The organism is Microcystis sp. M53602_WE12 (assembly GCF_030065455.1).
Classification (GTDB): domain Bacteria; phylum Cyanobacteriota; class Cyanobacteriia; order Cyanobacteriales; family Microcystaceae; genus Microcystis; species Microcystis aeruginosa.
On sequence record NZ_JASJFB010000369.1, the window covers coordinates 1 to 1,287 of the forward strand.

The following is a 1,287-nucleotide window of genomic DNA, read 5'->3' on the forward strand; positions in this document are numbered from 1 at the left end:
CATCCATATCATTGCCCATCAATCGATTAAGTAGCTGGTTATAATTAAATTAAAAATGGATTTTAGGTTCGATCCCCCCTTAGTCCTAGAGTTGATTCATAGTAGGGTTGATTCATGAATCAACCCTACCCTTAGTCCCCCCTTGATAAGGGTGGTGTCTGATAATTTTTAACACCTACCTACTTAACCCCGATCGAATCGCTTCCCCAGTTTCAACCGCCGTAAGATAGCTTTTGGCATCATGAGCCTCGCAGCCATTATAAACTAACTTATCCTCGACAGTTCCCTCAAATAAAGGGTTGAGTTGCTTTGTCAACGCCACCACATCGCCATCGTCCGCGATATTTACCCATCTTTTCACATTTCCGGGCCAGCGCCCCAGGTTATTGCGGGGGGATGGTTGCAGTCGATCGAAAATTAATTGTCTTATCCCCAAAGGAGAACCGAGAGTGACAAAGACTTTAATCGGCCATTCTGGATGCTGACATAAAGTTTCGTAACAGACGATCGAACCGAGAGAATGAGCTACAAGTACCCGCGTATCTTCACCGATACATTCTATTACTCGCTCTTGAATCTGCTGTTTTAGCTTTCGATCGTGTAAATAGCCCCCTACTTGCTTAAGATAAGAAATAACCAATTTCTCGGCAATGCTACCGAAAAACCGAGATTCACTTAACCCCGACAAAGCTCTCTGGATAATTTTTGGGGTAGATTTTTCTCTCAAAAGGCTATCCGCATTGGGATGATTATTTTCCACTCGTTCCGTTTCTTGCCACCACGACTGGAGTAATTCTTTTTCCCAATCGGAATCGATATCATTAACATCGTAGTTCGGGATACCGATCGCTTTCGATTTTCCCCGAAAAATATCTCCGTAAAACGCGCAACGAAAATCAGTATCGGACTTTAACTCGGTTCCCGCGAGTTTCAATCCATCCTTGAGACTTGGCAACCACTCAGCACAAATCGTGTGGCTACCCCTAAATTCTTGCGCGATACCGTGAACACCGACAATTTTAGCCATGATCGTGCGGTTACAGAGCTTCCCTATCCCTGTTGATTTTCAATTTTAAATGGTTTTTCCCACTTTAGACCGAGAGCAAATTTAAAAACTGCCTTGCTTCGATCGCCTTGTCAGTCGAGATAGGGTTTGCTGAAAAAGCTTTTCCTGGGGGCAGGGTGTGGGGTGTGGGGTGTGGGGTGTGGGGTTTTACCCATTTTCAGGGGGTCAATTACCTAATTTTCAGGGAAAAAGTCCCGGAATTTTCCCCCCAATCACTCCAA

1 protein-coding gene is annotated in these 1,287 nt (G+C 44.6%); it reads right to left on the bottom strand.

Features of this window, described 5'->3' with window-relative positions:
- Nucleotides 1-175 precede the first annotated feature (175 nt).
- Nucleotides 176-1,027, bottom strand: a complete 852-nt coding sequence (locus tag PX482_RS12785) for a hypothetical protein (RefSeq protein ID WP_288095852.1) — start codon at nt 1,025-1,027, stop codon at nt 176-178.
- Nucleotides 1,028-1,287: the final 260 nt, after the last annotated feature.

Excerpts from the sequence above, each read along its gene's own strand:
- PX482_RS12785 (WP_288095852.1), bottom strand. The coding sequence starts at position 1,027 with ATGGCTAAAATTGTCGGTGTTCACGGTATCGCGCAAGAATTTAGGGGT.